At 49.5% G+C, this 25363-nt stretch carries 26 protein-coding genes; all 26 read right to left on the bottom strand.

Going from position 1 to position 25363, the window contains the following annotated elements:
• Window positions 1-2 precede the first annotated feature (2 nt).
• The 26 genes from EDM56_RS24985 to EDM56_RS24860 all read right to left on the bottom strand — a co-directional run bounded on the left by EDM56_RS24985 (window position 3) and on the right by EDM56_RS24860 (window position 25150).
• A complete protein-coding gene (locus EDM56_RS24985; protein WP_122920666.1) occupies window positions 3-593 on the bottom strand; it encodes a nucleoside recognition domain-containing protein in 591 nt (196 codons plus the stop codon).
• Window positions 586-1764, bottom strand: a complete 1179-nt coding sequence (locus EDM56_RS24980) for a D-alanyl-D-alanine carboxypeptidase family protein (protein ID WP_122920665.1) — start codon at window positions 1762-1764, stop codon at window positions 586-588. Before EDM56_RS24980 ends, EDM56_RS24985 begins: the two co-directional genes overlap by 8 nt.
• Window positions 1765-1836: 72 nt before the next feature.
• Window positions 1837-2424, bottom strand: coding sequence for an SMC-Scp complex subunit ScpB (scpB, locus tag EDM56_RS24975; protein ID WP_122920664.1), 588 nt, complete (start codon window positions 2422-2424; stop codon window positions 1837-1839).
• A complete protein-coding gene (locus EDM56_RS24970) occupies window positions 2414-3181 on the bottom strand; it encodes a segregation/condensation protein A (protein ID WP_122920663.1) in 768 nt (255 codons plus the stop codon). The genes scpB and EDM56_RS24970 overlap by 11 nt, the downstream gene beginning before the upstream one ends.
• Before the next feature lie 54 nt (window positions 3182-3235).
• Window positions 3236-3907, bottom strand: coding sequence for a site-2 protease family protein (locus tag EDM56_RS24965; RefSeq protein ID WP_122920662.1), 672 nt, complete (start codon window positions 3905-3907; stop codon window positions 3236-3238).
• A 139-nt stretch (window positions 3908-4046) separates the two neighbouring features.
• The gene (locus EDM56_RS24960; RefSeq protein WP_122920661.1) at window positions 4047-4475 is read right to left on the bottom strand and encodes a peptidylprolyl isomerase; all 429 of its coding nucleotides are present in this window, start codon (window positions 4473-4475) and stop codon (window positions 4047-4049) included.
• Window positions 4476-4519: 44 nt separating this feature from the next.
• Window positions 4520-6808, bottom strand: a complete 2289-nt coding sequence (locus EDM56_RS24955; protein ID WP_122920660.1) for a GGDEF domain-containing protein — start codon at window positions 6806-6808, stop codon at window positions 4520-4522.
• A gap of 157 nt (window positions 6809-6965) precedes the next feature.
• Window positions 6966-8282: a diaminopimelate decarboxylase gene (gene lysA, locus EDM56_RS24950; protein ID WP_122920659.1), complete on the bottom strand. Its 1317-nt coding sequence runs from the start codon at window positions 8280-8282 to the stop codon at window positions 6966-6968.
• Between the two features lie 139 nt (window positions 8283-8421).
• A complete protein-coding gene (locus EDM56_RS24945) occupies window positions 8422-9906 on the bottom strand; it encodes a spore germination protein (RefSeq protein ID WP_122920658.1) in 1485 nt (494 codons plus the stop codon).
• On the bottom strand, window positions 9845-10474 hold the full coding sequence (gene spoVAEA / locus EDM56_RS24940; RefSeq protein ID WP_122920657.1) for a stage V sporulation protein SpoVABEA: 630 nt from the start codon (window positions 10472-10474) through the stop codon (window positions 9845-9847). Before spoVAEA ends, EDM56_RS24945 begins: the two co-directional genes overlap by 62 nt.
• Before the next feature lie 28 nt (window positions 10475-10502).
• Window positions 10503-10853 (bottom strand): stage V sporulation protein AE, encoded by a 351-nt coding sequence (gene spoVAE / locus EDM56_RS24935; RefSeq protein ID WP_122920656.1) that lies wholly within the window; start codon window positions 10851-10853, stop codon window positions 10503-10505.
• Window positions 10853-11887 (bottom strand): stage V sporulation protein AD, encoded by a 1035-nt coding sequence (gene spoVAD / locus EDM56_RS24930; protein WP_122920655.1) that lies wholly within the window; start codon window positions 11885-11887, stop codon window positions 10853-10855. Before spoVAD ends, spoVAE begins: the two co-directional genes overlap by 1 nt.
• Before the next feature lie 55 nt (window positions 11888-11942).
• Window positions 11943-12422, bottom strand: coding sequence for a stage V sporulation protein AC (spoVAC, locus tag EDM56_RS24925; RefSeq protein WP_122920654.1), 480 nt, complete (start codon window positions 12420-12422; stop codon window positions 11943-11945).
• Between the two features lie 80 nt (window positions 12423-12502).
• Entirely contained in the window at window positions 12503-12922 is a 420-nt protein-coding gene (locus EDM56_RS24920) for a stage V sporulation protein AB (protein WP_122920653.1), read from the bottom strand.
• The gene (locus EDM56_RS24915; protein WP_122920652.1) at window positions 12919-13533 is read right to left on the bottom strand and encodes a stage V sporulation protein AA; all 615 of its coding nucleotides are present in this window, start codon (window positions 13531-13533) and stop codon (window positions 12919-12921) included. Before EDM56_RS24915 ends, EDM56_RS24920 begins: the two co-directional genes overlap by 4 nt.
• Before the next feature lie 150 nt (window positions 13534-13683).
• On the bottom strand, window positions 13684-14439 hold the full coding sequence (sigF, locus tag EDM56_RS24910; protein WP_122920651.1) for an RNA polymerase sporulation sigma factor SigF: 756 nt from the start codon (window positions 14437-14439) through the stop codon (window positions 13684-13686).
• Window positions 14440-14449: 10 nt separating this feature from the next.
• Window positions 14450-14896, bottom strand: coding sequence for an anti-sigma F factor (spoIIAB, locus tag EDM56_RS24905; RefSeq protein WP_122920650.1), 447 nt, complete (start codon window positions 14894-14896; stop codon window positions 14450-14452).
• Complete coding sequence (spoIIAA, locus tag EDM56_RS24900) at window positions 14897-15247, bottom strand: anti-sigma F factor antagonist (RefSeq protein WP_122920649.1); 351 nt, start codon at window positions 15245-15247, stop codon at window positions 14897-14899.
• 150 nt (window positions 15248-15397) lie between these two features.
• Complete coding sequence (locus EDM56_RS24895) at window positions 15398-16573, bottom strand: D-alanyl-D-alanine carboxypeptidase family protein (RefSeq protein WP_122920648.1); 1176 nt, start codon at window positions 16571-16573, stop codon at window positions 15398-15400.
• Between the two features lie 95 nt (window positions 16574-16668).
• Entirely contained in the window at window positions 16669-18735 is a 2067-nt protein-coding gene (locus tag EDM56_RS24890; RefSeq protein ID WP_246009525.1) for a methyl-accepting chemotaxis protein, read from the bottom strand.
• Window positions 18736-18830: 95 nt separating this feature from the next.
• Window positions 18831-19790 carry an ABC transporter ATP-binding protein gene (locus EDM56_RS24885; protein WP_122920646.1) on the bottom strand — a complete coding sequence of 320 codons (960 nt, stop codon included), beginning with the start codon at window positions 19788-19790 and terminating at the stop codon, window positions 18831-18833.
• A gap of 24 nt (window positions 19791-19814) precedes the next feature.
• Window positions 19815-20801 (bottom strand): ABC transporter ATP-binding protein, encoded by a 987-nt coding sequence (locus tag EDM56_RS24880; protein WP_122920645.1) that lies wholly within the window; start codon window positions 20799-20801, stop codon window positions 19815-19817.
• A gap of 14 nt (window positions 20802-20815) precedes the next feature.
• Window positions 20816-21730, bottom strand: a complete 915-nt coding sequence (locus EDM56_RS24875; protein ID WP_122920644.1) for an ABC transporter permease — start codon at window positions 21728-21730, stop codon at window positions 20816-20818.
• Window positions 21731-21736: 6 nt separating this feature from the next.
• Window positions 21737-22669: an ABC transporter permease gene (locus EDM56_RS24870; RefSeq protein ID WP_122920643.1), complete on the bottom strand. Its 933-nt coding sequence runs from the start codon at window positions 22667-22669 to the stop codon at window positions 21737-21739.
• A gap of 256 nt (window positions 22670-22925) precedes the next feature.
• Window positions 22926-24587 carry a peptide ABC transporter substrate-binding protein gene (locus EDM56_RS24865; protein ID WP_122920642.1) on the bottom strand — a complete coding sequence of 554 codons (1662 nt, stop codon included), beginning with the start codon at window positions 24585-24587 and terminating at the stop codon, window positions 22926-22928.
• 92 nt (window positions 24588-24679) lie between these two features.
• Entirely contained in the window at window positions 24680-25150 is a 471-nt protein-coding gene (locus EDM56_RS24860) for an Lrp/AsnC family transcriptional regulator (protein WP_122920641.1), read from the bottom strand.
• Window positions 25151-25363: the final 213 nt, after the last annotated feature.

The raw sequence follows: 25363 nt of genomic DNA, 5'->3' as shown, positions 1-25363 counted from the left end.
CCTTAACCCGTCTTTTGCTTATGCACCATTCGGTACCAGCGGTCCAGAACCAAGGCAAAGATCGTCGCGGCAAACGAGGCTATCAAGGTTGTCCCCACGATTTCAGCCGCATTGGCCGAGCCGAATTGAAAACGGATGGCGATCATCGTCGTGGGAATGAGCGTAATGCTTGCCGTATTGATCGCAAGCAAGGTGCACATTGCTGGTGTCGCTCGCTGCTTGTCTGGGTTGAGCTTTTGCAGCTCCTCCATCGCCTTGATACCGAATGGCGTCGCAGCGTTGCCGAGTCCAAGCAGATTGGCACTCATGTTGGACAAAATATAGCCAATCGCCGGATGCCCTTTTGGCACATCAGGAAATAGTCGCTGTACGAGCGGAGACATGGCTCTGGCGACAAGTTCAAGCAAACCGGCCTTTTCCGCGATGCGCATGATTCCCATCCAAAAGGCAAGGATGCTGAGAAGGCCAAAGCACACCGTCACGCCTGATTTGGCCCCTTCGAACATAGCCTGGCTGATGATTTCAATCCGTCCATTGAACATGGCAACTCCGATGCTTACGACGATGAGGGCGAGCCAAATGACGTTAAGCATCCCACAGGCCCCCTATCATCAGCGTCCACAGTACGCCCCAGAAGGACCCGGCTTCAACCGATTGCGCAACTGTCGCCATAGAGGTCTCCTGCTTGCTTGCCGTGAGCGGAATACGACCGATAAGCTGATCTCCCTTATAAAACTCTACGAACCCAATATGCTTGCCCACCAATTTGACAGTCAAATTCTTTTCTAGCATCTGCACCTTCGTGTGCACCTGGTCCTTTTCACCGTCCATCAGCGGGTAGGAGAAGTCGTTTAGCGCCGTTACGCGCAAATGGTCTTCGTTTTTCATCCCTGCGAACTCGCCTTGAACCGCGTCACCTTTGTGAAGGAGTGGGGTCGCTTGGAAAGTAGAGAAGCCCCAATCCATCAAGGCCATCGAGTCATCCCAATCATCCGGCGCGTTCAGCGTGATCACGGCAAGCTGTCTACCGTCGCGGGTGGCCGAGGATGCGAGGCAGCGCTTTGCCAGCTTGGTATAGCCTGTCTTGACGCCGTCAGCCCCTTTGTACAGGTTGAGCATCTTGTTTTTGTTTTGTAAACGGCGCTCCCAGCTTTCGCCTTCCCATGCGATGTTTTTAACCTTGGTCGAGACGATTTGACGGAAAACCGGATTTTTCAGTGCATAGGCCGACAAGCGAACCATGTCATCAGCGGTGGAATAGTGCATGTTGGAATCGTCCAGGCCGTGCGGATTCATGAAATTCGTGTGGGTCATGCCGATCATCGCTGCTTTTTCGTTCATCATCTGCACAAAACCCGGGACAGAGCCTCCGACGTGCGTCGCAATCGTGACCGCCGCGTCATTGCCGCTCCTCAGCATGAGTCCGTATAGCAAGTCTTCAAGTGTCAGCTTTTCGCCATTTTTCAAATAGATGGAGGAGCCCTCGACCCCTACAGCCTCCGGCGGCACCGTCACACTATCCGAGAGGTTGGACGATTCGATGGCGACGATCGCCGTCATCGTTTTGGTTAGGCTGGCGATGCGCATCTTCTGCTCGCCCTTCTTCTCATACAGGATGCGGCCAGACGCGACATCGATTAAGGCAGCCGCTTCCGCTGAAATCGATGGCGGCTTTGGACTTGCAGATACACGCTGCATTGGAACCAAGAGCTGGAGAAAAAGAAAAACGACGAGTCCGCCGGAAAAAAGCTTCGATACTTTCATAACGTCCTCCCCATTACCTGTAAACAGTGGTTTGTACAAGTATATGGGGACGAGGCTTCTGATAGTACCGAACTATTCCGGAGACTGGTCGTTTCCGTCTTTGCCAAACAGCGCGGAGGCTTCCTGGCGAATTTCTTCCATATTGAGATGCACAGGCGGTTCTGGCAGTTCGGAAAGCTCCCGCAAGCCAAAATGCTCGAGAAATTCCCGCGTCGTCCCATAAATAATCGGACGTCCGATTCCTTCCGCCCTTCCTGTTTCGCGGATCAGCTGCTTGGAGAGCAATGTTTGCAGCGCTTTTTCGCATTTCACGCCGCGTATTTCTTCAATGTCGGATCGTGTGATCGGCTGCTTGTACGCAATGATTGCGAGCGTCTCCAACGCTGCCTGGGACAAGGTGGAATGACTCGGGGAGGTTGCCAGCTTTTCAAAATAGCTGATATGTTCCGGCAGCGTCGTCAATTGATACGCTTTCGCCACCTCGACGATCTGGATGCCCCTGCCGCTTCTGCGGAAATCCGCTTTCATATCTTCCAAAATGTCGATCGCAGTTTCTTCATCCACCTCGATGATCGTGGCGATTTCCTTGGCCTCTAGCCCTTCATCACCTGATAAGAACAGCAATCCTTCGATGACGCTTTTCAATTGATCATAATCCACCCGGCTCCCCTCCTTTCCCATTGGCTTCGATGATCATGATGTCTTGGAACAATTGGTTCTGCACGCAGCTGATCTGCTTTGTTTTCATCAATTCCAGCAACGCCAAAAATGTCGTGACGATCTCGGTCCGGTTCGTCGCTTTGGTGAACAGCTGTGTAAACCGGATCATGCCGCCGCCAAATGACAAGAGCTGGCGAATTTCCTTCATCCGGTCCTTAATAGAGATCTCATCGCGAGACACTTTGGCCATCGGCTCCTTCACTTTCAGCCGGCTGACCATTTTTTCTAACGAAGCGATCAGATCGTAGAGAGTCACGTCTTTAATTGTGTTCTCTTCCTCTTTCACAAATGGGCTCAAATCTTCTGGCGGTCGCGTAAAAATCTGGTTGCGCCCGATTTCTTTTTCGCGCAATTCCTCTGCCAGCATTTTGAACCGCTTGTATTCCAACAGGCGCGCGACCAACTCGTCACGCGGGTCGATCTCATCCGCATCCATATCCAGGTGCGGCTGGAATACGTGCTCTTCTTTTTTCGGCAAAAGCATTTTGCTCTTGATCGAGAGCAACGTCGCTGCCATAACCAAAAATTCGCTCGCCACATCCAATTGCAGCTCCTGCATCTCATGAATTTTGGCCAAATACTGCTCGGTGATCTCTGCGATCGGGATGTCGTAAATATCTAACTCTGCTTTGTCGATCAGATGGAGCAAGAGATCGAGCGGTCCTTCGAATGAATCTAGTTTGATTGAATATGCCACGCTTCTATCGCCTTCCTGCGGTTATGTAAAGGCTGTTTTTCATAATCGTTCCCATCAATACCCGAGGGTACGTGCTGCCAGAGTTTGAATCACATTCAACAGCAAAACGAGCGGCGTCCCTAAAATGTAGGTACTGAGCCCCGGAATGAAAATCATTAAGAGCAACACCCAAGGTCCATACATTTCAAGCTTGTAAAAAAACGGCTCCCAGCTGCGAGGTGCGAGAAAACGGAAAATTTTAGATCCATCCAATGGTGGAATCGGGAGTAGATTGAACACGAACAAACCGCAGTTAATTGTAATGCATGCCCCTAACGTATACATGACTGCTGCTGCCCATTTATCAGATAAGCTGTAAACCCAAGCAGAATGATCTGCCGCAATGAATAGCAAACAAAACAAAAACGCCAAAACAAGGTTTACAATCGGGCCTGCAGCTGATACATACACAATCCCCAACCGCTTGTTCCCGCGAAAATGTAGCGGATTAATCGGCACCGGCTTCGCCCATCCGAATGGTCCGAACAAAATCAAAATCAATCCAAACGGGTCAATATGGGGAATCGGATTGACCGTCAGCCTCCCTTCATTTCTCGCCGTGTTGTCACCCAACCGCCAAGCGACAAAGGCATGTGCCCACTCGTGGAGCGAAAAAGCAATCACAAACGCAATCATGCGAAATGGAACGGTGCTCCAATCAAAATGAAACAGGTTGGAAAAATCCATAGAAAACCTCCTGACCAAAAACGACTACCTATTAGCATACCAAGAGTTCCGTATTGAAACAAGCAGGAACCCGTTACGTAAAACAGCGAAGGCATCCGCTGTTTATAGCAGATGCCTTCACCAATTCTCGTAACTATGATTAGAGAACTTTTACTTCTTTCATTTTGTCGCCTTGTTTGATGGCATCTACGTGCTCAATGCCTTCTCTCACTTGGCCAAATACAGTATGTACGCCATCCAGATGCGGGAATGCATCGTAGCAGATGAAGAATTGGCTTCCGCCTGTGTCTTTCCCAGCATGAGCCATGGAGAGCGCACCTTTTACGTGTTTGTTCGGGTTGCCAGCTGTTTCACATTTGATCGTGTAACCAGGGCCGCCTGTGCCTGTACCATGAGGGCATCCGCCTTGTGCGACGAAGCCTGGGATGACGCGGTGGAAAGAAAGGCCGTTATAGAAACCTTCGTTTGCCAGTTTTTCAAAGTTGGCTACGGTTCCAGGAGCCGCTTCATCGAACAGATCAAGCGTTACTTCTTTGCCGTTTTCCAACGTGATTTTTGCCGTTTTCATGGATAAACCTCCCTTTGCTTTCACATCTTCTCTATATTAGCCGACTACTCGCCTGCAAGCAAGCCCGCTTCAACGCTTCGGCGGTATTCCGGATAATCCGTGACAAAAGAAGTGCCCGGCAACTGTTTGGCCCTTTTCTTTAAAACCGCTGCCTGTTCCGCGATTTCTTCCACACTCCGATAGCGCTCCGGGTGGACGTACAGCCCTGCTAGAGAAAGGGAGAGGATTGGCAATTCGCCCGTACATTTGCGCCTGCGCTCATACAAGTCGGCCATCGATGTATCGAAGCTTTCCATCAGGTAGCTGGTGACCTCGAGCATCCGCTTGTCAGTGGTGATAATGATGAAATCATCGCCGCCGATATGGCCGATGAAATCGTCGCGATTGCCGACCGCTTGAATGGTGTTCTTCAGCAGCTGTGTTGTGCTCCGGATAATTTGGTCCCCTGTTTCAAAGCCAAATTGATCGTTGAACCATTTGAACCGGTCGAGATCACAATAAATGACGATGAACGGCTCACGCCCATACAGCCTTTTGCCCAGCTCCCGCTCAATCTGCACGTTCCCCGGCAGCCCAGTTAACGGATTCGCGAAAGTGGCGAGCTCCAGCTTGATGGATGCCATTTTATCCAGCAGGCTTTGCACGGACACGATCCCAGCATATGCCCCTTCTTGATCGGTTGCGATGACCACATCATACAGATGATACGCGTCACGCGCCATCGCGAGCTTTGCCACCTCATCGATCGCCTGCGATTGCTCCACAATCAGCGGATTATAATTCATCACCTGTGAAACGGGGCGCTCATAATACAAGGCAATCCCGTACTGCCCACCCAAAATTTGATACAGCTGGAACCTCATCAGCATCCCTACCGGCTTTTCGCCATCCAGCACCACAATGCTGTCGATTCGCTGGTTTTGTTCAAACAATTGGTGCACCTGACGCACACGCATATCCTTTTTGGCCACGACCGTCTTCGTGGTGATTTCGCCTACCGTGGCAAAATGGCCGCGATGAAAATACGTCCGGTTCTCTTCACGGCTGCTCACGGCATCAATGAAGGTCAGCGCGTCGCCCTTGATTTTGGTCATCCCCTTGGCCGGCTTTCCGAGAAAATATCCTTGACCATAAGGAACACCGATTTCCATCAGCGTGTTCAGCTCTTTTTCGGTTTCGATGCCTTCCGCAATGATCTTGCACTTCACTTTTTCAGCAAATTGCACGATTGTCTCCAAAAGCGCCTGCTTGATCGAATCCGTGTCAATGCCGCGAATTAGGGACATATCGAGCTTGATGTAATCGGGGTAAATTTCGGTGATGGATTCGAGGCTCGAATATCCTGCCCCTGCATCGTCTACTGCGATTAAATACCCTTTTTTCCGATACTCTTCAATGACCTTGCGAAAAACCTGATAGTTGGTGATCGCATGCCGCTCCGTAATTTCAAACACGATGTTACCCGGGTTTAGGTTGGATTCCTCCAACATTCTGAGCGCTTGACCTCGCAACAAAAACGGGTCGTCAATGGCACGCGGATCGAGATTGATGAACATTTTTTGATGAGGTTGCAAATAGCGCAGCTGTTCAAACGCACGCTTGCGGCACAGCTGTTCCAAACGGAAAACCGAATCAGTTTCCTCGGCGTAGGAAAACAGTGCTGCCGGCGAATAGAATTGACTGTTCTCCGGCCCTCGTGCAAGCGCTTCCCACCCGAGAGGTTCGCCGTCTTTGAGCGACGCGATCGGCATGAACAGCATCTGCACTTCTTCCTGCTTCAAAATGTGATGAAATTGCCGAATCTGGCTGTACTTATCGGTCGTTAACCCGTATTTAGCCATTTGAATCGCATGCTTCATCGACGTGTACATCTCTTTCGTCACATCGCGGCCCGCTAGCTGCGCGTAACCGATGCGGACACGCAAGTCTTCCCGATTCACCAGTTTGATCTGCTGATTCATTAAGCTTTCCACCCGATCCTGTACGCTGATGGAAAGAAGCCGATACTCTTCCTCGCTTGTTCCGTTCGGAAAAGAAGCATAGATGGCGAAATCATCGCCCCACAGCTTCACGATGCCAAGCACCAAGCCTTTTATCCCGAGAATCGACTGTGCGACCTCGGGAAGAAGCTGTTCGTACCGGGTCAAGACGCGCTTCGCGGTCATATCCCCGTATCTGTTTTCGATTTCCGTCAGCCGAACGATATCGACATAAAACAAGATTACCGCAGACTCTTTCCGCAGCTCTTGCGCGATTGCGTTCTTGAATTCAACTCTATTTTCACGTAAAAAAACGGGCCATTTTTGTAAGGATCTCATCCAGGAAAAGAACATGGGGAATCTTTCCTCCTCTAAGCCCATTATCTCAGGTCAGTTTAAACCAATTGTGAAGGTTAGGTTAAGCTTACATGAAAGAAATGGCACCAAAGTCCCATCGAAACATAAAAAACCCTTCGCCGCCATCGGCAAACGAAGGATTTTCGATTCATGTTTAACGGTTTTGTTTTTGCAGCAGCTTGTCGTTTTTGACCAGATCCTGCATCGTTTCGCGGGCAACCACTTCAGTCGCTTCCCCGTCTTTGACGAAAATGACAGCTGGGCGTGCGATCCGGTTGTAATTGTTGGACATCGCATAGCCGTATGCACCCGTGCTGGATACGGCCAAAATGTCACCGGCTTTCGGCTCGGGCAGGGATACATCCCAGATGAGCATGTCGCCCGATTCACAGCACTTTCCGGCAATTGAGACAATTTCCAATTCAGCCTCATTCATCCGGTTCGCCAGTGCGGCTTCATATTGTGCCTGATAAAGCGCTGGACGCAGATTGTCGGTCATGCCTCCGTTTACTGCCACGTATTTGCGCAATCCCGGAATGGTTTTGCTCGATCCAACGGTGTACAGTGTCGTGCCAGCATCGCCTACAATGCTGCGGCCTGGTTCGATCCACAGCTCAGGAAGCGACATATTGCGGCTTTCACATTCGGTTCTGACCGTCGAGGTGATGGCACGCACGTAATCACCCGGCTCCAATGGCGTATCCCCATCGACGTAACGAATACCAAAACCGCCGCCTACATTCAGAACGGTCGGCTCGAATCCGTCCTTTTCTTTTGCATCCGCAAGCAGCTCGATCAATAGCTTGATCGCAATGACAAAGCCGTCTGTCTCGAAAATTTGCGATCCGATATGCGAATGGACACCTAAAAGGTGGAGACCCGGCAAAGCGAGGGAGCGACTAATCGCTTCAATGGCTTGACCACTCTTAATATCGAAGCCGAACTTGGAGTCTTGCTGACCAGTCGAAATGTATTCATGCGTATGCGCTTCCACACCTGGTGTCGTGCGAAGGAGGATATCGACGCGTTTGCCGCGCTCACAAGCCAATGCATTCAAAAGCTCCAGCTCATAAAAATTGTCGACAACAAAACAGCCGATGTTCGCATCGAGAGCCTGAACAATTTCGTCCGGCGATTTGTTATTGCCGTGGAAGTGAATTTTATCCGCTGGGTACCCTGCTGACAGAGCGGTATACAATTCACCGCCGGAGACCACATCGAGCGACAGGCCTTCCTCTTCGATCAGCGCACACATCGCCATGGTACAAAAAGCCTTGCTTGCATAGGTTACCTGAAACCGGAAGCCGCTCTCCTGAAAAGCTGTTACATAGGCGCGGCATTTGTTGCGAATGAGTTCTTCATCATACACATAAAGCGGCGTTCCGTAATCCTGGGCCAGTTTAACAGCATCGCATCCGCCAATTTCCAAATGCCCCAGTTGATTAATTCGACTCGTACCATGTAAATACATCCTCTGGCTCCTCCTCTATGTCTCCCTTAACCGCAAAGAAAAACAACTGACGCAAAACAAGCGCCAGTCACAACTCTTTACTTGAGTAAATTATTTCTTAATATATCACACAAAATCTACGCTTGACAATGGGCCACGGCTATTGTCGCTGCGGATTTTGCGACTTTACAATGCTTGGTCGCTTGTTCATCGCTGGAACCGCCAAACGGACGAAAATTCCTTTGATGGCTTTGTAATTAAACGGAATCAACGGCCAGAGATAAGGGGTATTGAGCGAACGTGTGCAGGCTAAGAGCAGTAAGACCGCCCCGAAGCCGATCATCAAGCCGACTAATCCGAACAGACCTACCATGATCAAGAGGAATATCCGCACAATCCGGTTGGCAAGCGACAGTTCATAGCTTGGTGTCGCAAACGTTCCGATTGCAGCAAGTGAAAGGTATAGAATGACTTCCGGCGAGAACAGTCCTACCTGAATCGCCACCTGCCCCACCAAAATCGCAGCAACCAAGCCCATTGCAGTTGCCAGCGGTGAAGGTGTATGAATCGCTGCCATCCGCATCAGATCTAACCCAATCTCTGCCAGCAAAAACTGGAATAAAAGCGGGATACTGCCTTTTTGCTTAACCCCGAGGAAGTCAAGCGTATCTGGTGTCAATTCGGGGTGCAGCACCAGCAAGAGCCACAGCGGCAAAAGAATCAACGATGCGATAATGCCAATGAAGCGAACCCACCGCAGATACGCACCCACCACAGGCGTCTGACGGTACTCCTCGGCATGCTGCACATGGTGGAAGTAAGTGGTCGGCGTAATCATCACACTTGGAGACGTATCGACATACACGAGGACATGCCCTTCCAACAAATGGATCGCCGCCACATCCGGTCGTTCCGTATAGCGTACCATCGGGAACGGGTTCCATGTTTTGCCGATGATGAACTCTTCAACCGTTTTTTCCGCCATCGGGATCCCGTCGATATGAATGTTTTGCAACTTCTCCTTGATTGTGTCCACCAGCTTCGTATTTGCCACATCTTGCAAATACGCAACCGCCACATCCGTTTTAGACCGTTCGCCAATCTGCATGATCTCAAAACGCAGTCTCTCGTCCCGTATCCGTCTTCTCGTCAATGCTGTATTGATGACGAGGGTTTCCGTAAACCCGTCATGTGCGCCGCGAACTACCCGCTCTGTATCCGGTTCCGCAGGAGACCTTCCCGGAAACGCTTTGGCATCTATCAGAATTCCTTGCGCCTCTCCATCGATGATCAGACCAACCTGCCCAACAAGGAGCTTATCTAGAAATTCATCAATCTTTCCAACTTTTGTTAATTGGAAATACGGAATGTATTTGTGATACAAGTGTTCAAATACATTGTTCTGCATTTCCCGCTCCCGTAAATCATTCAAGTCCTTTAAAATCTCAGTGATAAGAATACTGTCAGCAAAACCATTGATATAGTAAAGAAGCACTTTGGTATGCCCGATTGAGAAGTCATGTACACCGATGTCAAAGGTGACGCCGATGCCGAGCATATCGTCGAGAACCGCTTTGTTTTCATCAAGATGGGAACCGATGAGCCGTTCCTTTTGCCTGTAACCCGTCTGTTTCTCCGCGATCATGGCGTTCACTCCTCTGCAAGATCCACTGCACGGCTTTCAATGTGACAGGGCAACCGTCCAAAAGTCGGTCTCTGCCCTCCATTTTGCCGATGTCACCTATTCCAATTACATTGGGAATGTGATAGCGATTGATGATGTCCACTGTATCTCCGTAGATGCGGTGCTGTAGCCTTTTATCGCTGTGTCCTTCTTTATCGACCGCTTCCTCCACGATCTGTCCTGCCTGGTCGATGGAATAAAGCACTCTTGCGCCATGCACCCATCTCGTGTTGGAGGCGACAGCGATCGCGCCGATCACTTCGATGTCAGGATGCTTCAGCACGTATTCGATCGCTTGCTCGCCGCGACCGCGACCGTAATTGCCGTTGTCATCACACATGACGAGCACCGGATCGTTCGCCGCCATTTTAATCAAAGCGACCATTTGCTTGCCAGACAAAGAGGTTGGGTTCCCCGCTGAAAGTGTAATGCAGCGTCCGCCAACTTCGCGGGCCACATGCTCCACCGCTTTTTGAGCGACATAGTCCCCATCCGTTATGATGATGACGCGTCTTTTTGCCTCTGCCACGCGAATTCCTCCCGCTCTAGCAGCATGCTCAGCCTTTTGGTTTGAAAACGAGGGAAGCTAGGAAGCCAAACACGATGGCTGCGGAAATACCTGCGCTCGTCACCTCAAAAATTCCGGTTATGACACCAATCAAGCCGTCCTGATCCGCTTCCTGCATGGCGCCGTGATACAGCGAATGACCAAAGCTTGTGATTGGCACCGTTGCGCCTGCACCTGCAAAATCGATAAACGGATCATAGACCCCGATAAAGTCGAGTACGACACCTGACACGACCAAAATGCTCATGACATGCGCAGGCGTCAATTTCCCCACATCGAGCAGCAGCTGACCTACGACACAGATCAAGCCGCCGACGATAAACGCGATGACATACTCCATTATGCCCCTCCTCCTTCCAATGCGACCGCATGCGCAATGCAGGGGATCGCATTTCCTTGCAACGTACTGATCGGGCTGAGCAGGGCCCCCGTTGCACATACGAGCACCCGCTTGAGAAATCCTTTTTGCAATTGGTCCAAGATGTAGCTGTATGTTACGGCCGCGCTGCAGGCACAACCGCTTCCGCCTGCAAAAACGTCCTGATCGGACGAGAAAATCATGAGGCCGCAGTCGTTATAAACGTTGCCCAGTTGGTATCCTTCCTGCTCCAACAAATTTTTGGCGATTGCATAGCCAACCGAAGCAAGGTCGCCGGTTACGATCAGATCGTAGTCCTTCGGCTGCCGATCCGTATCGTGAAAATGTGTGATCAAAGTCGAGACCGCAGCCGGTGCCATCGCCGTGCCCATGTCTTGCGGATCGTGAACCCCCATGTCGATCACCTTGCCAACTGTAGCATGTGTAACACGCGGTCCGGTGCCGCCGAGGCCAACAAGCCCTGCTCCTGCGCCTGTAACGGTCCACTGTGCTGTCGGAGGCTTTTGTCCTCCATATTCCGTCGGGTAGCGAAACTGCCGCTCTGCTGTCGCGTTATGGCTGCTGCATGCTGCGATGGCATAGTTCGCATACCCGCCATTGACCATAGCTGCGGCATTGGCAAGCGTCAGCATCGAGGTCGAGCAAGCGCCATACATTCCCATTAACGGAACTCCCATCGTTTGTGCAGAAAATGTAGCCGTGATATTTTGGTTCAGCAAATCACCTGCCAGAATAAGATCCACTTCTTGCGACGTAAGCTTCGCTTTTGAGATGGCGAGGCTGATTGCCTCCTCCAGCATGGCTCGCTCTGCCTCTTCCCACGTTTTCTGTCCGGCATACATGTCGCCATACACTTTGTCGAAGAGAGAGCCAAGCGGCCCTTCCCCTTCCTTGGGACCCACGACGACCGCAGAACCGTGAATGCGCACGTCTTGGGTAAATTGCCAGGTTTGCCGGCTCAATCGGGCCGTTGGTGCCGCTGCTGCAACTGCCACCTGTCATTCCCCCTCGCTTCTCGCTCGTTCCGATAACATTTTCGCTGTCCTTTTGTTACGTCACCATTTTATAGATGACTTTTATGATCGCAGCGACAAATGCGGCTACGACCCCAAAAACGATGACTGAGCCTGCTAGTTTGAACATGTTACCGCCAACACCAAGGACATATCCTTCGCTTTTATGCTCGATTGCAGCTGATGCGATCGAGTTGGCGAAGCCTGTGACCGGAACAGCTGAACCAGCCCCCGCGTATTGGCCGATGTTGTCGTAGATTCCAAGCCCAGTCAACAGCACGGAAATGAAAATAAGGGTAGCCACTGTCGGATTCCCAGCCGTTTTTTCGGTGAAATGAAACACACTGATATAAAAATTTTGGATCGCCTGTCCCAAAAGACAAATGGCCCCGCCTACCCAAAACGCCCGTATCGAATTGAGCAGCACATTTCGCTTCGGTTTGAACTTGTTCGCCTGCTGCTGATACAAGGCTTGCGACATCTCAAAAGAGGGACGTTGCTTTACTTTCGTCGCCATCTCTTTCCTCACACCTTTCCTTGTCACCTATCTGTAGGTTCTCAGAAAAAACTGGGTTCTATGAGTAGCGAATTTTGCCATCACAGTTGAAGCAGCCACTGAAGTAGCGAACCGATCATTTTACCGAACACCATCGCCATCAATAACCACAGCATTGACTCCTGCAGGCTAATCCGTTTGGCCAATATCGGAAAGACATTGAGAACCTCGGTCAGACCAGCGGCCAACGTCCCGACGAACAGACCGGCAAAGACCCCGAAAACGGCAGTCACTATTGCCGGAAGGTGCACCACCCAAACGAAAAAATCGATCAGCGTGAAAAAGAGGACGCCTGTGATCAGCGCCCATTCATAGGAACGTATATAGGAAGCGGAGCTGGTCAGCTGGGTGAGCCGCGGGATGATGTCCAGCACAGTAATAAACGCGACAAAGCCGCTGCCGACAGCGATCCCCCCTGATAGACCGGTGACGATGAGCGCGAAATCCTGTAGCAGTTTCATAGCTTCGTTTTTTCATTCTCCTTGTTTTCATGTTGGATGTAATATTGATCAAGGCTTTGCTGATACAAAAACAGCTCAACCTCCAGCGGGCTTGGCTCTTCATTAATCCGCTTTTTGAAAATGTGATTAAAAAACAAAATCATCCCTAGCCCGATGCCGATCGAGTACGGGATTTGCAAAACCAAAGGCTGCAAATTCGTTTCGCCAGTGAGCAAGTAATAGATGCGCTGATGCACCTGAAGCATGCTAACATCGGTATGGAAATTCATGATCGCAAGGCCTGAGCCGATGAACAGGACGAGCCAAACCAATGCGACCAAAAGCAGGTTTGGTTTTTTGCGCGGACTCAGCACCTCGACGATGATTTGTGAGGCCCCCTGCACCTCCAGCGAAAGCTCTGGATAGATCGAGCGGAGCTTTTGGATCACCTGCATCACGTCGATAATGACGAGGTTTCCGTCTGTTGGCTTCACCTGATAGATGGGGATTTTGGCCAAGTTTCGCTCTGACTCGCCATCCATGAACAATTGGCAAATGTCGCCAAGCGAGATCGTCGCCCCCGGACTGACCGATAGGCGCTTCCGCAGGCGAAAATACAACAAATCTGCCATCGCACACGCAGCCTCCCTTCCAGCCAGAATAACGCTAGTATGCGCGGTCGCGGCGTGGGGCATGCGTTTGGTTTGGTGAACAGACTTTTGCGGGCGATCTTCTGCATTCACTAAACGCAGGTTTTATCACAAAAAAACGACCAGATGAGCTTACTGCTCAATCTGGTCGCGAATGGTCTGCAAGATGCGTTTTTCCAATCGGGAGACTTGCACCTGCGATATGCTTAAGCGCTCCGCTACCTCGGACTGTGTCTGATCTTTATAGTAGCGGAGATAGACGATCAGCTTTTCGCGATCGCTCAATTTGTCGATGGCTTCGCGCAAAGCAATTTTGTCGAACCATTTGCCCAAACTGTCATCCGCAATCTGATCAATCAAGGTAATCGGATCACCGTCGTTTTCGAAGACAGTCTCATGTATGGACGACGGCGCTCGACTCGCTTCCTGGGCAAATACCACTTCCTCCGGCGTAATACCGATCGCCTCAGCCACTTCCGCGATCGTCGGCGACCGCCCGAATTGCTTATACAGCTCATCCTTGGCCCGTCTCACTTTGTTGGCGGTCTCCTTGAGCGAGCGGCTGACTTTCACAGTCCCGTCGTCGCGCAGGAATCGTTGAATCTCCCCGATGATCATCGGGACTGCATAGGTGGAAAATTTGACATCATAATTCAAATCAAACTTGTCCACTGCCTTCAACAGGCCAATGCATCCAATCTGGAAAAGGTCATCCGCTTCGTAGCCTCGATTGATGAAACGCTGAACGACGGACCACACCAAACGGATATTGCTGTTCACAAGAAGCTCTCTCGCTTGTACGTCCCCTTCTTGGCTTCTCGCGATCAACTCTTTGACCTGTACATTTGTCAAAAACGGCTGACTCGCGTTTTTCATGTCGGCTCCCATAGCACTACCCCTAGTTTTGGATTGCTGTAGAAAGTGAAAGGCATTTGCTCAAACGAATTTTGGTTCCATTGCCCGGGCTCGTGACGACCTCGATGGAATCCATGAAATTTTCCATAATCGTAAAGCCCATGCCGGAACGCTCCAATTCCGGCTTAGTCGTATAAAGCGGCTGCATTGCCTGCTCAACATCTTCGATCCCTTTTCCATTGTCTTCGATTACCAGCTCGATACGTTCTGACGTCATCGCTACGCTAATGCGGACGATCCCTTCCGGATTTTCCTCATAGCCATGAATGATCGAGTTCGTTACCGCTTCGGATACAACCGTTTTAATCTCTTCAAGCTCATCCATTGTAATATCCAGTTGGGATACGAACGATGCGACAGCAATGCGGGCAAATGCTTCATTTTGGCTCAATGCAGCAAATTCGAGGCTCATGAAATTCCCCTGTTTCATTTAGGCCACCCCCAGGATGTGTAGTGCATCCATTTCACTTTCACGAAACTTGATTACTTTAAACAAGCCTGACATCTCGAAGATTCGGTAAATAGTCGGATTGAGCGAGCAGACGACCATCTCGCCTTCGCGAGCCAGCACCTGCTTGTAGCGCCCAAGAATCACGCCGATACCCGAGCTATCCATAAAGGTGCACCCTGCCAGACTGAGCAAAATGTGGCGGATCTGATCGTTCCGCAACACCTCATCGGCACGCTTCCTGAGCTCTTCTGCTGAGTGGTGATCGAGTTCTCCCTGCAAGCGAATGACCAAAACATCCTGCTTTGTTTCCAATGTGACCTGAAGGCTCATTGTGTGTGCCACTCCTTCTCCTTGTTATGCACTATCTGTTCTCTCTCTCATTATCCAATTCCTGCCAGTCGACAAAAGAACAAAAAAATCGAGTAGCCTCCGGTTTTTTCGCGGCTGCTCGATTTCTTTCGCACTTGTTCTGATCGCTTCCTATTGGTAACTGACGATGACTTTACTTGTTGTTCGCTTGAGAAGGTCCCATGTGTTTGCCGCTTCTATTGTCTTTTCCGGATACAGATCGACTCGCGTCATTTCTTTTCCGTCCTTTGTGCGGATGAAAATGTGGCCCACCGCTTTGTCGCGGGAAACCGGTGCGTACAACGGTGGATTCAGTACGATTTGCCGTTCGAACATATCCGGCTTTTCACCTTTTTTCATCAGCATGCTGACAGCTCGGGGTGTGACCACATTCACTTTCGTCACCTTACCCTTGTCGACGGTCAGCTGATCGACCACGTCCCCTTTTTTATACAAAGGGTTCACTTGGTAGTGATTGAAAGCATAGTCGAACATGGAAGCGATCTCGCTGTTGCGCGTCTTTGTGTCTGGCTCGCCCATCACAACGGACAGGACTCGCATATTATTTCGTTTGGCAGTCGCCGTCAGGCAATACTTGGCTTCACCGGTATAGCCAGTCTTGAGCCCATCGACGCCTTCATAGAAACGCACAAGCCGATTGGTGTTCACCAGCCAGAATGGTGTCGCCGAATCTTTGCGCAAATAATCTTGATACGTTCCCGTATATTTGGTAATTATTTCGTGTTTGAGCAGCTCGCGTGACATGATGGCGATATCCATCGCAGACGAGTAGTGGTTTTGCACCGGCAGCCCGTTTGAATTGACAAAGTGGGTATTTTTCATGCCGAGCTTCTTTGCCCGCTCATTCATCTTCGCGACGAACGCTTCTTCCGTACCGCCGATATGCTCCGCCATCGCGACGGAAGCATCGTTGCCCGATGCAATCGAAATGCCTTTGATCATGTCGTCCACGGTCATCTCTTCGCCGGGCTGAAGGAAAATTTGCGATCCACCCATCGAAGCGGCCCGCTCGCTGGCCCGCACTTTATCAGTCAGCTTCAACTCGCCGCGTTCGATAGCTTCCATAATCAACAGCAGCGTCATCACCTTCGTAATGCTCGCGGGCGGCAATTTTTCATTTGCATTCTTTTCAAAAAGGATCGTACCTGTATCTACTTCCAAAAGAATGGCCGATTTTGCATGAGGCGCCATCTGTAACTGTGGCTCTGCGGCGGCAGCTGCAAGCGGCGAGGAAAGAATACTAAAACTGATGATGCATCCAGCAAGCAAGTTTCGTCTCCATTTCATAGTTGTCCCTTCCCTCCATTTCTTGACTCTATTTTTTCCAGAGTGGAGGAAAAATATAACCTCCTTTACAAAATTGCAAAGGAGGTTCGAAAGGACTAGATTGTAAATTTTTTGACGCTGTCTGTCAGCTCATCCGCCAGGTGCTTTAACTGTTCGACGCTGTCATTGATACGCGCGATTGCAGTCAGCTGCTCGTCGATCGTTTCGACGACGCCGTGAATCGAGGAGTTGATATCTTCTGAAACGGAGGCGAGCCTTTGCATGGATGAAGTGACAAGTTGGTTGCCGGCCGCCATTTCCTCTGACGTCGCAGACATCGCTTCGCTCTGCTCCGCTGCGGATTGGATATCACCCACGATATTTTCGAAGGACGCTCCGACCGACTCGACAGAAGACAGCCCGGCTGTTACCGAGGTGACAATCCCGTCCATATCAGACGACATCTCCATCGCCTCATCATTGATGGAACGAGCGATTTGGGCAATTTTGCTGGAAAACTCGTTGCTTTCCTCTGCCAATTTACGAACTTCGCTCGCGACGACGGAGAATCCGCGTCCTGCCTCGCCCGCCCGTGCCGCTTCAATTGCAGCGTTTAACGCGAGTAGATTGGTTTGCGATGCGATGGTTGTAATCATTTCGACAATGCTGGTGATTTCTTTGGCCCGATCACGCAGTTTGTGCATGCGTGTGGCTGTGAGCTTGACATCATCCACTGCGGAACGCACATTGGTGATGACCTCACCGACAAGCGATTTTCCGTCCCGAGCGCGATCGAACGTGCGGGACGTCGCCAAGGTGGTCGACTCCGCCGCAACCGCCACTTGCTCCACGGCATGAGAGATTTCGGATACGGTTGTCGCGGTCGACTGTACATCTTTAGTCTGCGCGCTCACTTTTTCGGAAATGAACGAGATGTTGCTCGTGACATCATTAATCGCTTCCTTGTTACCATTGGCATGCTTACTCAGTTCATCCGACGCCAAATTCAGCTGTACGGCCTGGGCTTGTACCATGGAAATAAGGTTCCGCAACTCTCCAACCATCTTGTTCATCGTTTTGCCGACCAGAGCGATTTCATCGTCACCTTTTACAGCGACCTGTACTTGGAAATCACCGCTGCCAATACGCTGCATGTCGTTTGCGATGGCAAACAGCGAAGTGCGAATCTTTTTCGCGAACCACCAGATCAACCAGACGGACAACGCGATGATCGGAATGCTGATCAGCGTGATGATCCATGCCATTTGGTCGATTTCGCCGTAAATGTCGGATAAGGAAGTCGTCAGTACCAAATTCCAGCCAAGCAGCGGAATCGGTGTAAATGCGGCGAACGAGCGAACGTTGCCCTCGTTATAAATCAGGCTTCCGCTCTTTTTCTCCTTCATTTTTGCCAGCATTTCCGCATACTCTGCATGCTCGGACAAATTGTAGTTGTTGGTGTTCGCTTTTACTTTATGAGCAGTAACAAGTCCGTCACCCTTTACAACAAAGGCGAAACCGTTTGTCATGAATGGAATCGTTTCTACTTTTTTGATCAACTGCTGTGCCGATACCCCGACGACCAGAATACGAGTCGTATCTTCATTCGAATCGCCGATTGGCGCTGCTATGTATATGACGCTTTTGTCTGCACCTTTGACGATTTCCTCGTCAGAGACGACTACACTTTTCGTATTTTTTGCATTATCAAAAAACTTCTTCCCTTGGAATTGCAGATGATTTTTAGCTGTCAGCGAGTACATTTCTTCGCCCGTGTTTCCATCTACCAAGTACATCTTCAAAATTTCACGATATTCTTGCTTGAGCAATCGAAATTGTTCCATGATCAATGGATCAAGATTGGTTCCCATCACCCGCTTGGCTGCAGTCAGCTTGACAGAGGTCGTTAAGTCCTCCATCCAGTCGTTGAAATTGCTGCTGTGCTGCTCGGCCAGCATGATTGCTTGCTCGGATGTAATGTTAATCAGGGTTTGCTTCGAAAGCGTTTGCGCAATCAATTGTACTGCTACCATCACAATGATAACGAGAAGAACGCCGAATGAGATCATTTTTTGTGCGATAGATCCAGTGATTGTCCGGTTTCCTTTGATCTGCTTCTGCAGCCTTTTCGGTTTGAAGCGGGCAAACCACTCTTTTGAAAAGGAAACGTTTTTCTTTAGCACCCTTGATCCCCCCATTTGTAACGTTATGTATGGAACTAATTGGATAGTAAAAGGACTCCCCGGCATGTATCGCCGGGGAAATCCATTTTTCCTGACTAGTTATACAAGTGACAAGCGGTAAAATGTCCTGGTTCCACTTCTTTCCAGACTGGTTCCGCAGCCGCGCATTCTGGCATGGCTTTTGGACATCTGGTGCGGAAATGACAACCGCTTGGAGGGTTCATCGGGCTCGGTACATCGCCTTGCAGCACGATGCGTTCGCGTTTGCGCTCCAGCTCAGGGTCCGGAATCGGAATCGCCGAGAGCAGAGCTTGAGTATATGGATGAAGCGGTTTTTCATACAAAGCATCACTTTCTGCCAGCTCCACCATTTTACCGAGATACATAACCGCCACACGGTCGGAGATGTATTTAACCATTGAAAGGTCATGGGCGATGAACATGTAGGTCAAGCCCATTTTTTCTTGCAACGATTCGAGCAGGTTCACGACTTGAGCTTGTACAGATACGTCCAACGCAGAAATCGGCTCGTCGCAGACGATGAATTTTGGTTCAACAGCCAGGGCGCGGGCAATCCCGATCCGTTGGCGCTGACCGCCCGAAAATTCGTGCGGGAATCGGTTCATATGCTCTGGGTTCAAGCTTACTAAAGATAGCAGCTCTTGGATACGTTGCTTGCGCTTTTCACCGGTCGCCAAACCATGAATGTCGAGCGCTTCCCCGATAATGTCACCAACCGTCATACGTGGGTTCAGCGATGCATACGGGTCTTGGAAAATCATTTGGATATTGCGGCGCATTGCCTTCATTTCCTGAGGGTTCAGGTTACGAATGCTTTTGCCTTCAAACAGGATGTCACCCTCAGTTGGCTCATACAGACGCAGCATAGTACGTCCAGCAGTGGATTTTCCGCAACCGGACTCCCCTACGACACCAAGAGTCTCACCGCGTTTGATATCGAAAGAAATATCGTTAACGGCCTTTAACGTATTATCACCAATTTGAAAGAATTTTTTCAAATTCTTGACTTCGATAAGTGTATCGCGCTTTTCCAATATCGTCACTCCTTCCTAAGAGGCTTAGCGGCTTTGTGCAAGTGGATGCTGCAGCCAGCACGCGGCTTGTTGGGTTTTACCTACCTGAGTCATCTCAGGATCGATTTCCTTGCAAACGCGCATCGCATTTTCGCAACGGGCGGTAAATCCACAACCGACCGGTGGGCGAAGCAGATCCGGCGGAGTGCCATAGATTGGCGTCAACGGCTCATCCCGGTTCAGGTCGAGACGCGGAACAGAGCGGAGAAGCCCTTTTGTATATGGATGCTGCGGGTTGTAGAAGATCTCGTCTACCGTACCCGTTTCAATGACTTTTCCTGCGTACATAACGATGACGCGGTCGCACATCTCAGCTACAACGCCCAGGTCATGGGTGATGAGGATGATGGATGTGCCGGTTTTCTTTTGCAGATCGCGCATCAAATCGAGAATCTGCGCCTGAATCGTTACGTCGAGCGCAGTTGTCGGCTCGTCGGCGATCAAAAGCTGTGGTGAACAAGCAAGGGCGATCGCGATCATCGCGCGCTGTCTCATACCGCCGGAGAACTCATGCGGATATTGCGTGATGCGGCGCTCCGGTTGCGGAATTCCAACCGTCGTCAGCAAATCGATTGCTTTCGCTTTCGCCTGGGCACCCGTCATGTTTTGATGCTTGAGCAGGCCCTCCATGATCTGGTTACCGATCGTCATCGTCGGGTTCAACGATGTCATCGGGTCTTGGAAGATCATTCCGATGTCTTTCCCGCGGATCGCTTCCATCTCTTTGTTGGATTTTTTCACGATATCTTGTCCGTTGAACAAGATTTCACCGCTTTTGATTTTTCCCGGTGGCATTGGAATCAGTTTCATCAAGGTTTGCGCGGTTACCGATTTACCGCAACCGGACTCCCCTACGATCGCTACTGCTTCCCCACGATTTACGTGAAAATTAACGCCGCGAACGGCCTTTACTTCACCAGCATAAGTTTGGAAGGAAACATGAAGATCTTTTACTTCGAGTATGCGTTCCATAACGTTGATCCCTCCTATTTACGAAGACGCGGGTCTACAGCATCGCGCAATCCGTCGCCTAGTAAGTTAAACGCCAACATGGTCACACTGATGAACACTGCTGGGAACATCAAGCGCCATGGGAAGTATTTCATCGCAGGCAAACCGTCATTGGCCATCGTGCCCCACGATGCGATCGGTGCGGCAACGCCAAGACCGATAAATGACAAGAACGATTCTGCGAAAATCGCAGAAGGAACAGACAAGCTGAGCGTTACGATGATTGGTCCGAGTGCGTTCGGAATCAAGTGTTTGAAGATCAGGCGTTTGCTGTCAGCGCCAAGGGAGCGCGCCGCCAAAACGAATTCCTGTGCTTTCAACTGCAAGATCTGACCACGGACAATCCGCGCCATGTTGATCCAGCCCGTTATCGTCAACGCGATGATGATCGTCGTTAAGCCAGGGCCCATAACAACCATCAACAAAATAACAACCAGCAGGTACGGAACTGCGAACAGCAAGTCCGCGATACGCATCATGATTTCATCGACTTTGCCGCCGAAGAAACCGGAGATACCGCCCCAAATGATACCGACAAGCAGGTCAATCGCGGCAGCTGCAAAACCAACCTCAAGGGAGATACGTGCACCATACCAAATACGAACAAACATGTCACGACCCAAATCGTCTGTACCAAACCAGTGTTCAGCAGAGATTTTTTTGTTTTTACCAGCCAGGTCAGTCGTAAAGTAATCGTTATGGCTGAAGATCGGGATAAAGATCGCCAATACCAGAAGTACGGCGATGAAGATCAGCGAAGCCATCGCTACTTTGTTTTGTTTCAAGCGGCGCCAAACATCTTGCCAGAAAGACAAGCTCGGTCTTTTGATTTCTTCTGCCTGACGCAGGTCCATCGAAATTGGCTCAAAATGCTCCTTGGTCAATTGCATGGTTGATTACTCCCTCCCTGTGTCAGTCAGTTTAATACGTGGATCGATGATGGTGTAGGCGATGTCGACTAGGAATACGAGAGCAATCAGGAAGATTGAGTAAAATACAGTCGTACCCATAATAACCGTATAGTCACGGTTCGTGATTGAACCTACAAATCGGCTTCCCAATCCTGGAATCCCGAAGATGCGCTCGATAACGAACGTACCTGTCAAAATACCCGCTGCCAATGGTCCAAGGTATGTGATAACCGGCAGGAGCGCATTGCGGATTGCGTGCTTGATGGTGATAGCGACAGAGCTCAAGCCTTTCGCTCTTGCTGTCTTAATGTAATCTTGTCCGAGCACTTCGAGCATGTTGGAGCGTGTCAGACGAGCGATAAATGCCAGTGGTAACGCTGCCAATGCGAACGTTGGCAAGATTGTGTGTTTAAACGTATCGAACTTCGCAATCGGGAACCAGCCCAATTTGATTGAGAAAAAGTATTGATAGAAGGAAGCAAGGATGAAGCCTGGGACGGAGAGCCCCAATACAGCGATTACTGTTGCTGTCGAATCCTGCCACTTGTTATGTTTCATTGCCGAAATTACTCCCAACGTGATTCCGCCAAAGATGGCTACAGCCAGTGCTTGTAGACCCAGGTGAGCGGATACAGGGAAACCTTGATTGATCATATCGTTAACAGTAGAGGATTTTTCCGCGAAAGACGGTCCCAAATCCCATGTAATGACACGAACCAAGTAATCCAAATATTGCTGCCATACTGGCTTATCCAAACCATAAAACGCGTTAAGCGCTTCCTTTATTTCTGGCGGTACGTTTTTCTCGGCAGTGAACGGGCCTCCAGGCACAGCCTGCATCAAGAAGAAGGTAGCCGTTACAATTAGAAACAACGTGATGATCATGTATACAATACGCTTGGCAAGATAACGGATCAACCCTTATTCCTCCTTTTTACTGATGTTGCTACTCTCACTTCCCATTTTCACACTGCGAAGTGATCGTATTTATTTGTTTAGTCACAGTGCAAAAATCGATTGTGTAATAACTTCCCCGAATAAATGTATCTCTCTATAAGTTCGTTGTATGTGTGTTTTAGTTTTGGAAGTAGCAAAGGTATATGGGTATAGTCCATATACCTTTGCACGTTTACCTATTCATTTTACCGCCGGCCATTCGGCCATCACAATGGAATTACTTCTCAATGGTAGCCCATTTGAAGTCAACTTGACCCAAACCATCCACTTGAACGCCTTTTACTTCATCCTTCTTCACCCACGAGTTGGTGTAGAAGTAAATTGGCATTACAGGCATATCGTCCATCATTACCGCTTCAGCTTCTTTCAGGATTGCTTTACGTTTTTCAGCATCGCCTTCAAGCGCCGATTTGTTCAACAGTTCTTTGAATTTTGGATTTTCCCAACGAGTATCGTTGTTTCCGCCATCTTTTTCTTTGAACAGTTCCAAGAAGTTGATTGGATCGTTAAAGTCACCCAACCAGCCCATGCGACCGATTTGGAATTTGCCTTGGTGCAAGTTTTCGATGTAAACTTTCCACTCGGTGTTATCCAATTTTACATCTACGCCGAGATTTTTCTTCCATTGGTCTTGGATTGCTTCTGCAATCTTTTTGTGTCCCTCGGACGTGTTGTAAGACAGGGAAACCGTTGGCAGTTTTGTGATGCCCAGTTCTTTCATACCTTCAGCAAGCAGCGTTTTCGCAGTTTCAACATCGTGATCTTTGAAGTAGCCGTCTGGGTTCAGGGACATCGAATCTGGCACCGCACCCATCGCTGGTTTTTGGTTCGTTTGCGTTACGTTGTCGATGATCGCTTGACGGTCAATCGCATATGCGAACGCTTTACGGATTTTCACATTGTTGAATGGAGGTTTTTCGGTGTTAAATTTATACCAGTAGGTACCAGCAATTGGTTGAATCGTCATTTTGCCAGACTCTTTCAGAGCTGGAATCGCATCTGTCGGCAAGGAGCTGAAAGGAGCACCTGCCCAATCGAGTTCACCGTTATCGAACATGGACAATTCAGTATTCTCGTCTTCTACCATCGAGAATTCGATTTTATCCAATTTCACGGTATCTTTATCCCAATAGTTGTCGTTTTTCACGAGAACCAATTTGCTCTTATGTTCCCAAGATTCCAATTTGAATGGTCCGTTACCTACGTGAGTTTTTGCTTCTGTCGCCCATTTCGGATCAGCGGAAACCACTTTTTGATCAACCGGGAAGTAAGTATAGAAAGAAGTCAATTCCAAGAAGTATGGTGTTGGGTTCTCCAGCTCAACTTGGAGCGTTTTGTCATCAAGCGCTTTTACGCCGACTTGATCGAGTCCGACTTCGCCCTTGTTTGCTTTTTCACCATTCTTGATATAGTAGAGTTGGTATGCATAGTTTGCTGCTGTTTTTGGATCGAGAACGCGCTTCCACGCATATTCGAAGTCTTTTGCAGTGACAGGGTCACCGTTGCTCCATTTTGCGTCGCGAATCTTAAATGTATATGTTTTCAGATCCTGCGATACTTCTACGCTTTCAGCAGCAGAGTTCATTGGCTTTCCATCGCCGCCGGTCCGAGTCAAACCGTCGAATGCCGCGCGAACTATAGTTCCGGAAGTAGAGTCCTCAGCCAAACCTGGGTCAGCCGTCGGTGGTTCGGAGTGCAAGTTAATTTTCAGCAATTTCGGCTCTGCTGATTTTTCTGGCGCTGGAGCTGCTGTGCCGGAATTGTTTCCTGCTGCAGGCTGTTCAGCTGGTTTCGCTGCGTCGCCGCCGCCACCGCAACCTGCGAGTGCTGTTCCGAGTACTACTACCGAACTAACTAATGCGAATACGCTCTTTTTCATCGCAATAAACCCCCACTTTTTCTTTTTTCTGAAAATACATGAGATAGCAAAATGACGATACTACCGCTCGTAACCGGATGGCATCACTCCTTTCAAGATATTGCTTCCTCACAGCCAGCTACATACGAATATGAGTCTTTGTACTGTTTCAATTCCAATGACACGTCTGCAGCAACAATTCCCTCAACGCGAGAGAGACGCTCATTTACGAATGTGATCAGATCCTCATTATCGTGGAAGCAAACCTGAATGATCAGATCGTGTTTCCCGGAAAATGCCCCGACAAAACGCACCTCGGGGAACTTACTCAATGCTTCAGCAACATGGTTTTGCATGCCGAGCTTGGTCGTGAGTCCGATGCAAGCTTGTACATGCAGCCCCAACTTTTCGGGATGCACTTGGATGACAAACTCGAAAACTCCTTCTTGCAACAAGCGAGAGATTCGCGAGCGAATCGTCCCTTCGCTCACCTTGAGCTGATGAGCTATCTCTGTATAGGGGGTTCTACCGTCCCCTTGAAGGATTTGCAGAATTTGCCGATCAACATGGTCTATTTTTTTCAAAATTACCACTCCATTTGCGTCAGCAGATTCTGTCTTTTTACGATAATGCGAATTTAACGAACTGTTTACCCGAATTTTACGAAAAACGTAAAAAACGCTTACAATGTGTTTAATACCTTAAAAATAAACGGATTTGGTAGCGGTGTCAACGAAATTTGACAAGTAGAAAAATAAAACATTATAAACTGTTTCGTATTAATCAAGTTTTTTTTA

It is taken from the genome of Brevibacillus fluminis (assembly GCF_003710825.1).
GTDB classification, from domain to species: domain Bacteria; phylum Bacillota; class Bacilli; order Brevibacillales; family Brevibacillaceae; genus Brevibacillus_D; species Brevibacillus_D fluminis.
This window is presented reverse-complemented; position numbering and strand designations above follow the sequence as displayed.